This is a genomic window from Rectinema subterraneum (genome assembly GCA_009768935.1).
Lineage (GTDB): Bacteria > Spirochaetota > Spirochaetia > Treponematales > Rectinemataceae > Rectinema > Rectinema subterraneum.
In genome coordinates, this window is sequence record WESA01000070.1 from 1 (window position 1) to 7,427 (window position 7,427).

12 protein-coding genes and 1 pseudogene are annotated in these 7,427 nt (G+C 54.4%); all 13 read left to right on the plus strand.

From position 1 onward, the window contains the following. A pseudogene (locus GAP13_RS12060) lies at positions 1-485 on the plus strand (hypothetical protein); the annotation flags it as partial. 277 nt (positions 486-762) lie between these two features. Then, positions 763-1,953, plus strand: a complete 1,191-nt coding sequence (gene tuf, locus GAP13_RS12065; protein ID WP_158908563.1) for an elongation factor Tu — start codon at positions 763-765, stop codon at positions 1,951-1,953. 213 nt (positions 1,954-2,166) lie between these two features. After that, a complete protein-coding gene (rpsJ, locus tag GAP13_RS12070) occupies positions 2,167-2,475 on the plus strand; it encodes a 30S ribosomal protein S10 (protein WP_158908564.1) in 309 nt (102 codons plus the stop codon). Positions 2,476-2,554: 79 nt separating this feature from the next. After that, complete coding sequence (rplC, locus tag GAP13_RS12075) at positions 2,555-3,178, plus strand: 50S ribosomal protein L3 (protein ID WP_158908565.1); 624 nt, start codon at positions 2,555-2,557, stop codon at positions 3,176-3,178. 14 nt (positions 3,179-3,192) lie between these two features. After that, entirely contained in the window at positions 3,193-3,840 is a 648-nt protein-coding gene (gene rplD / locus GAP13_RS12080; RefSeq protein WP_158908566.1) for a 50S ribosomal protein L4, read from the plus strand. A gap of 2 nt (positions 3,841-3,842) precedes the next feature. Then, on the plus strand, positions 3,843-4,127 hold the full coding sequence (gene rplW / locus GAP13_RS12085; protein WP_158908567.1) for a 50S ribosomal protein L23: 285 nt from the start codon (positions 3,843-3,845) through the stop codon (positions 4,125-4,127). Positions 4,128-4,148: 21 nt separating this feature from the next. Then, positions 4,149-4,979, plus strand: a complete 831-nt coding sequence (gene rplB / locus GAP13_RS12090; protein WP_158908568.1) for a 50S ribosomal protein L2 — start codon at positions 4,149-4,151, stop codon at positions 4,977-4,979. Between the two features lie 17 nt (positions 4,980-4,996). Further along, on the plus strand, positions 4,997-5,278 hold the full coding sequence (rpsS, locus tag GAP13_RS12095; protein WP_158908569.1) for a 30S ribosomal protein S19: 282 nt from the start codon (positions 4,997-4,999) through the stop codon (positions 5,276-5,278). Between the two features lie 10 nt (positions 5,279-5,288). Next, positions 5,289-5,657, plus strand: coding sequence for a 50S ribosomal protein L22 (rplV, locus tag GAP13_RS12100; RefSeq protein ID WP_158908570.1), 369 nt, complete (start codon positions 5,289-5,291; stop codon positions 5,655-5,657). 1 nt (position 5,658) lies between these two features. After that, entirely contained in the window at positions 5,659-6,489 is an 831-nt protein-coding gene (rpsC, locus tag GAP13_RS12105) for a 30S ribosomal protein S3 (RefSeq protein WP_158908571.1), read from the plus strand. Between the two features lie 3 nt (positions 6,490-6,492). After that, positions 6,493-6,909 (plus strand): 50S ribosomal protein L16, encoded by a 417-nt coding sequence (rplP, locus tag GAP13_RS12110; RefSeq protein ID WP_158908572.1) that lies wholly within the window; start codon positions 6,493-6,495, stop codon positions 6,907-6,909. Positions 6,910-6,914: 5 nt separating this feature from the next. Then, positions 6,915-7,121, plus strand: a complete 207-nt coding sequence (rpmC, locus tag GAP13_RS12115; RefSeq protein WP_158908573.1) for a 50S ribosomal protein L29 — start codon at positions 6,915-6,917, stop codon at positions 7,119-7,121. 39 nt (positions 7,122-7,160) lie between these two features. Continuing rightward, positions 7,161-7,412: a 30S ribosomal protein S17 gene (rpsQ, locus tag GAP13_RS12120; RefSeq protein WP_158908574.1), complete on the plus strand. Its 252-nt coding sequence runs from the start codon at positions 7,161-7,163 to the stop codon at positions 7,410-7,412. Positions 7,413-7,427: the final 15 nt, after the last annotated feature.

Below are 7,427 nucleotides of genomic sequence, written 5' to 3' on the forward strand. Positions count from 1 at the left end.
TGGCGAGCGGCATACGATTGTCGGCAAATTATGAAACATGCATTCTTCGCGCGATGGAGACTGTGCTGGCGGTCGGCCCTTGCGAGGGGTGGCCGATTGTCGGTACAAAAGTTATTGTTGAAAGCTTTATGCCGCCGGGTGGTGCCGCGGGGAGCACTGACAAACGCTCGGAAACAGCTGTGGAAGCAGCGGCTTCTTCGATTTTGCGCAAGGCTGTGAATCTTGCAGGGACTGTCGTCTTTGTTCCGATTGTGCAGGTTTCGGTCGAAGTGCCGGATGACTGGTTTGGTTCAGCGCTCGCTTCTCTCCAGGCTCGAGGCGCGCGCATCGAAGCAGTCGAAGATACTGGAGGAGTAAAATCGATTGTGGCCTATGCACCAATGGAAAATCTGTTCGGATACGCAACATCGCTGCGATCGATCACCGAAGGGCGCGGCGTCTATCAGGCGAAATTTGATCACTACGGTAGCGCGCGCGAATATTAGCCGCAGGAGAACGGCCGTTTTGGGTACTTGTTTTTCGCGATTGCAGCATCCGAAGAAAGCAGGGTAGCGCGCATATTCAGCCTCTAAAAAGAAAAAAGTGCTTTTGCCTCATCGGGCTATTGCGCAATCTTGATTCTTTGCTTATAATCCGAAAGCCCAAATAAGCAATTTATGGCGTAGCATCCGGCGGCATCGATGCCGGCGGACGGTCTTCATAGCGTGTTCAGGTTGTGAAAGGTTATGAAGTGCCGGTGACGAAGCCAAGGAGGAGATTTATATGGCCAAAGAAAAATTCGAGCGTACCAAACCTCATATGAACGTTGGTACCATCGGACACATCGACCATGGCAAGACCACGCTTAGTGCGGCCATCACCATGTACTGCGGACGCAAGTTCGGCGACAAAGTCCTCAAATACGAAGACATCGATAACGCGCCGGAAGAGAAAGCACGCGGTATAACCATCAACACCAGGCACCTGGAGTATCAGTCCAACAAGCGGCACTATGCCCACATCGACTGCCCGGGCCACGCCGACTATATCAAGAACATGATTACCGGCGCTGCGCAGATGGATGGCGCAATCCTCGTCGTCTCGGCCCCTGACTCCGTCATGCCGCAGACCAGAGAGCACGTGCTTCTGGCCCGCCAGGTCGGCGTTCCGGCAATTCTCGTGTATCTCAACAAGGTTGACCTTGTCGATGATCCCGAGCTGCTCGATATCGTCGAAGAGGAAGTGCGCGACCTCTTGAACTTCTATGGGTTCCCCGGTGACAAGACCCCGATTATCCGTGGTTCAGCCTTTAAGGCGATGACCGAGCCGGACAACCCCGAAGCCACCAAGTCCATTCAGGAGCTGCTTGATGCAATGGACAGCTTCTTCCCGGATCCGGAGCGCGCAATCGACAAGCCGTTCCTGATGCCGATCGAGGACGTGTTCTCGATTTCCGGCCGAGGCACCGTCGTAACCGGCCGTGTCGAGCGTGGCGTTATCCATGTGAACGATCCGGTTGAAATCGTCGGTATCCGCCCGACCAAGCAGACCGTCGTTACCGGTGTCGAAATGTTCAACAAGCTACTGGATGAAGGCCAAGCCGGCGACAACATCGGTACCCTTCTTCGCGGTATCGACAAGAAAGAAGTCGAGCGCGGACAGGTTCTTGCAAAACCGGGCACCATCACACCGCACACCAAGTTCCGTGGTCAGATCTACTGCCTCTCGAAAGAGGAGGGTGGTCGCCATAGCCCGTTCTTCTCCGGTTACCGCCCGCAGTTCTACTTCCGCACGACCGACATCACCGGTACGGTCAAGCTCCCCGAAGGCAAGGACATGGTCATGCCGGGCGACAACTCCGAGATCGAGGTCGAGCTGATCTACCCCATCGCTATGGAAAAGGGTCTCAAGTTTGCTATCCGCGAAGGCGGCCACACTGTCGCCTCCGGTCAGGTAACCGAGGTTATTGCCTAATTGCTCTTGCTGCCGGCTGCTTCTGGCTGGCTACTGGACAAACAATTCAGCGAGTGCTACTATAGCGTGCCCCTGAAAGGCGGGGGCACGCTTTTGTGTGAAATGGTGCCACGTGCACATTAGACGGACCCCCAGATCCGTCCGCACTTTACCGTCATCGGCGCGCCTGCCTGGGTACGGCCGAAGATACGAGTGCAAGAGTTCTTTGGAGGAATGATGAAAGACAGAATCCGAGTCAGGCTTAGAGGCTTTGATGTGCGCCTTGTCGACGACAGCGCGAAGAGCATTATCAAAACTGTTCAGAATGCAGGATCGAAGGTGTCCGGACCGGTACCTCTCCCTACGAGGATTAACAAGTTCACGGTTCTGCGCTCTCCCCATGTGCACAAGAAAAGCCGGGAGCAGTTCGAAATGAGAACGCACAAGCGTCTTATCGATATTATCGATCCGACGCCCGAAGTAATGGATGCGCTCATGAAGCTCGAGCTTCCCTCCGGAATTGATGTCGAAATCAAACAATAAATCTTTGTCCGTAGCGACAAAGCCTAGAATGCTGTAACGCCCGGCTTCGTGCCGGAAGCGTTCAACGCAGGAGTGCCGAATGATCGGTGTAATCGGAAAGAAAGTTGGAATGACGCAGATTTTCGACGAAACCGGGCGAGTAGTGCCCGTCACCGTCGTGCAAGTCGTCCCCAACGTGGTGGTCAGTAAAAAAACCGCCGAAAAAGACGGCTACAATGCTGTCGTTGTTGGTGTCTACGAGAAGAAAAAATCTCGAGTCACCAAACCCTATGCCGGCCAGTTCCCTGAAGGCATCGCTCCCACCAGGATCCTTCGCGAGTTCAGAGATTTCGAGAAGGAAGTGGACGTTGGCCAATCGATCGATGCATCTGTGCTCGATGGAGTCAGATTTGTCGATGTAATCGCCAAATCCAAGGGCAAGGGATTTCAGGGCGTTGTGAAACGGTGGGGTTTTGAGGGTGGCCGTGCGACGCACGGTTCAAAGTTCCATCGCGAACCAGGCTCGACCGGCAATAGTACCTATCCGCACCACAGCTTCAAGAATATCAAAATGCCCGGCCATATGGGCAACGAGCGGGTTACGGTGCAGAACCTCAAGGTGGTCAGGGTTGATGCAGAGAAAGGCGTGGTGCTTATTCGCGGCGCACTCCCCGGACCGCGGAATTGCGATGTGCTCATTCGCAAGTCTGTGAAGAAGAGCTGAAGGCGGAGGACTGTATGGAAGGCAAAGTAATTTCCCTGAGCGGGAAAGAGCTCAGAACAATTGAGCTGTCCGATGCCGTCTTCGGATTGCCAATCAATGAAGATGTCATTTGGTATGCGGTCAACAACGAGCTTGCAAATGCTCGTGTCGGCACTGCTTCGACCAAGGACCGCGGCGAAGTACATGGCACGAACCGCAAGCCATTCGCCCAGAAGGGCGGCGGACGTTCCCGCCATGGCGATTTGAAGTCGAATATTTATGTGGGAGGCGGCATTTCTTTCGGGCCCAAACCGAGGGACTATTCCTACGCGATTCCACGCAAGGCAAAACAGCTCTCGCTCAAGACTATTTTGAGCCTGAAGATTCAGGACGGACTCGTTTCAATCATTGAGGATTTTACAGTCGAATCCGGCAAGACAAAAGACCTTTTAAAGGTGCTTTCGAATGTGGTCGATCTCAAGAATCCGGCCAGAACCGTGCTCATCCTGAAAGATGACGACCCCATGATCAAGCGCGCCGCGCGGAATATCCCCTGGCTGAGCTATCTGACGTATAACCGTTTGAGGGCGCATGACCTTTTCTATGCGCGCAAGGTTGTCATGCTCGAAGGTGCTTCCGCAAAGCTCAACGAGTTCTATGCCAGCGAGACCAAGGAGAGCTGATTATGGAATATGACGCGATTCTTATCGAGCCCGTGCTCTCCGAAAAGAGCAATATAATGCGCGAGATCGGGCAGTACATATTCAAAGTCGACGCGAGGGCGACCAAGCCGATGATTATGGAAGCTGTCGCCAAGACCTTCAATGTGCATCCGGTTTCCTGCAAGGTGATCAATGTCACCTCAAAGCCAAAGCGGCTTCGTGGCAGGCCGGGGCGTACCGCGGAATGGAAAAAGGCGATTGTCCGGCTCCAGAAGGGCGAGACGATCAGAGTGTTCGAAGGCGCATGAATAAGGATGTGAGGGAATACTATGGCGATTAGAACGTTCAGACCTGTTACGCCCGGACTCCGCCACCGCGTGCAGGTAATCAATGAAGAGATTACCTCGAACGAGAGCAAGCCGGTCAAATCGCTGACCAAAGGCAAACGCAGCACTGGCGGAAGAGCATCCAACGGCCGCATCTCTGTGCGGCACCATGGCGGCGGTCACAAGCGCAAATACAGGATTATCGATTTCAAGAGAGACAAATTCGGCGTGCCCGGCAAGGTGAGCGGCATCGAGTATGACCCGAACCGCAGCGCAAATATCGCGCTCATTACCTATGCCGACGGCGAAAAGCGTTACATCCTCAGCCCCAAGGGGCTCAAAGTAGGCCAGATCATTCTTTCGGGGCCGGAAGCCCCAGCCGAAGTCGGAAATGCGCTTCCTCTCGACAAAATTCCGGTCGGTTTTACCGTGCACAATGTCGAGCTGACGCTTGGCAGAGGTGGCCAGCTTGCCCGTTCTGCTGGAGTCAGTGCGCTTATTGCTGCGAAAGAGGGCGATTATGTCGTTCTCAAGCTGCCGTCAGGCGAGCAGCGCATGGTGTTCAAAAAGTGCATCGCGACAGTCGGTCAGGTTGGCAATGAAGAGCATATGAACGAGCGCATCGGCAAGGCTGGTCGTACTCGCTGGCTCGGTATCAGGCCGACAGTGCGCGGTACGGTCATGAACCCCGTCGACCATCCGCATGGTGGTGGCGAGGGCAAAGGCAAGGGATACAAACAGCCTGTATCTCCGTGGGGTCAGCCGGCGAAAGGCTATAAGACTCGTGATACACACAAGCCTTCGGGCCGCTTTATCGTAAAGCGGCGCAAGTGAGATAGAGGAGTAAACCCGTGTCCAGGTCCGTAAAGAAGGGGCCCTTCATTGAGAAGAGCCTGTACAAGAAGGTCACCGAAATGAGCAGGGCGGGGGATAAGAAGCTCATAAAGACATACTCCCGCACATCGACGATCATTCCCGAAATGGTCGGTCAGACAATATCTGTATATAACGGCAAAACGTGGATTCCGGTCTATGTGACCGAAAACCTTGTTGGCCACAAGCTCGGCGAATTCGCTGCGACCCGCGTATTCCGCGGTCATGCCGGCAGCGACAAGAAAGCCGAGAAGAAGTAGGGGTGCTGAAATGGCGAATACCAAAACTGGCTTCAGAGCCACATCGAAATGGCTGATCGCTTCGCCGTTCAAGGTGCGCCCGGTTGCCGATCTCGTTCGCGCCAAGCCGTATACTGAGGCGATGGCTGTTCTCGAGAATATGCCGCACAAGGGCGCCAAGCTGATCCGGAAGGTTGTTGCATCCGCTGCGGCAAATGCGCTCAACAAAAACCGCAAGCTCGGTGAAGATATGCTCTATATCAAGGAGCTGCGCATCGATGAAGGCCCGAGAATGAAGAGAATCTGGTTCCGAGCCCGCGGGAGAGCGGATATGCAGCTCAGACGAATGTGCCACATATCGTGTGTCGTCGACGAAATCGGCAAGAAGACGGAGGCGTAAGGTGGGTCAGAAAGTAAATCCTATCGGACTCAGGATTGGAATCAACAAGGATTGGAGCTCGCATTGGTATGTCGAGCCCCGTGAATATGCGAAGACGCTCCATGAAGATCTTGCGATCCGTCGCCGCCTTCTCGAGCTGCCTGAAACAAAGGGAGCCGATATTTCCGAAATCGAGATTATCCGCCATCCGCAGCGCATTACCATCGTGATTCACAGTGCGCGCCCTGGTGTGCTCATTGGAATAAAAGGCGCAAACATCGACAAGATAGGCGCCGAAATCCAGAAAATCACCCAGAAAAAGCTGCAGATCAAGATCAAAGAGATCAAGAAAGTCGATACGAATGCGCAGCTTGTTTCGCAGAATATCGCCCGTCAGCTCGAGAACCGCCAGTCATTCCGCCGTTCTATGAAGTCCGCCATCCAGAATGCTCTCAAGGCGGGAGCCCAAGGCTGCAAGGTCAGACTTTCCGGTCGTCTCGGCGGTTCCGACATGTCCCGCACCGAAGAGCTGAAGGAAGGGCGTATCCCCTTGCACACGCTCCGTGCGGATATCGATTATGGCTTTTCCGAGGCCAATACCACATTCGGCAAAATCGGAGTCAAGGTCTGGATTTACCAGGGCATGGTTTATGCCCAGGATAAGAACGAAGATGCCGGCCAGCTCGCCAGAAAAGCGAAAAGAGAACCGGCAGGTGAGGCTCGCGGAGAGCGCAGGGAAGGCAGCCAGGAGCGGCGTGATCGTCGAGAGCGCGGAGAGCGCAGCGAACGGGGTGAACGCAAGCCGAGCGCAAAGCCTGATGCCGACCGAGCAGAAGGTGAAGCAAGGAGCTGATCTATGCTGATACCCAAGAGAGTAAAACACAGAAAGCAGCAGCGTGGCCGAATTCACGGCGAGGCTCACTCCGGGAATACGATTGCCTTTGGTGATTACGGGCTTGTATGCCTTGAGCCGCACTGGATTACGAACCGGCAGATCGAGGCTGCACGTATCGCGCTCAACAGATATATCAAGCGCGGCGGCAAAATGTGGATTCGCATTTTCCCGGACAAGCCGTATTCCAAGAAGCCGGCTGAAACCCGAATGGGTCGCGGAAAGCCGGGCCCCGAATACTGGGTGGCAGTCGTCAAGCCGGGCACAGTGTTGTTTGAGCTTTCGGGCGTCGAGCCGAAGGCTGCCGAAGAGGCAATGCGCCTCGCAGGTTCCAAGCTCCCCGTGAAGACGAAATTCGCGGTGCGCGAGGAAATGGAGTGATCGCCATGAAGAATTCATTCAAAGATTTGAAGATGGAAGAGATGCTCGTCAAGCGCGATGAGCTTCGAAAGAAATACTTTGACCTTCGATTCCAGATGGTGGTCGGGCACGTAGAGAATCCGCTCGAGAAGAGAAATCTTCGCCGCCAGATCGCGCGGATCGAAACCAGGATCGCCGAAGCCCAGCGCAGCGGCGTCGCGAAGAAGGAATAATTCTTCAGGAGACGGAACGTGGATACGAACATCCAGAAAATGACTGAGGGCAAGCTTGTTCTGCAAGGCATTGTCGTTTCCGACAAGATGGATAAGACCATTGTCGTAGAAATTATCATGCGCAAGCTGCATCCTCTCTACAGAAAGTATGTGAACAAGACGAAGCGTGTTAAAGCCCACGACGAAAACAACGAAGCGCATGTCGGCGATACCGTTTCTGTTGTCGAGTGCAGGCCGCTTTCTCGCGACAAGCGATGGCGGCTGGTCGAAATCGTCGAGCGGGCGAAATAACGAGCGGGAGTAACG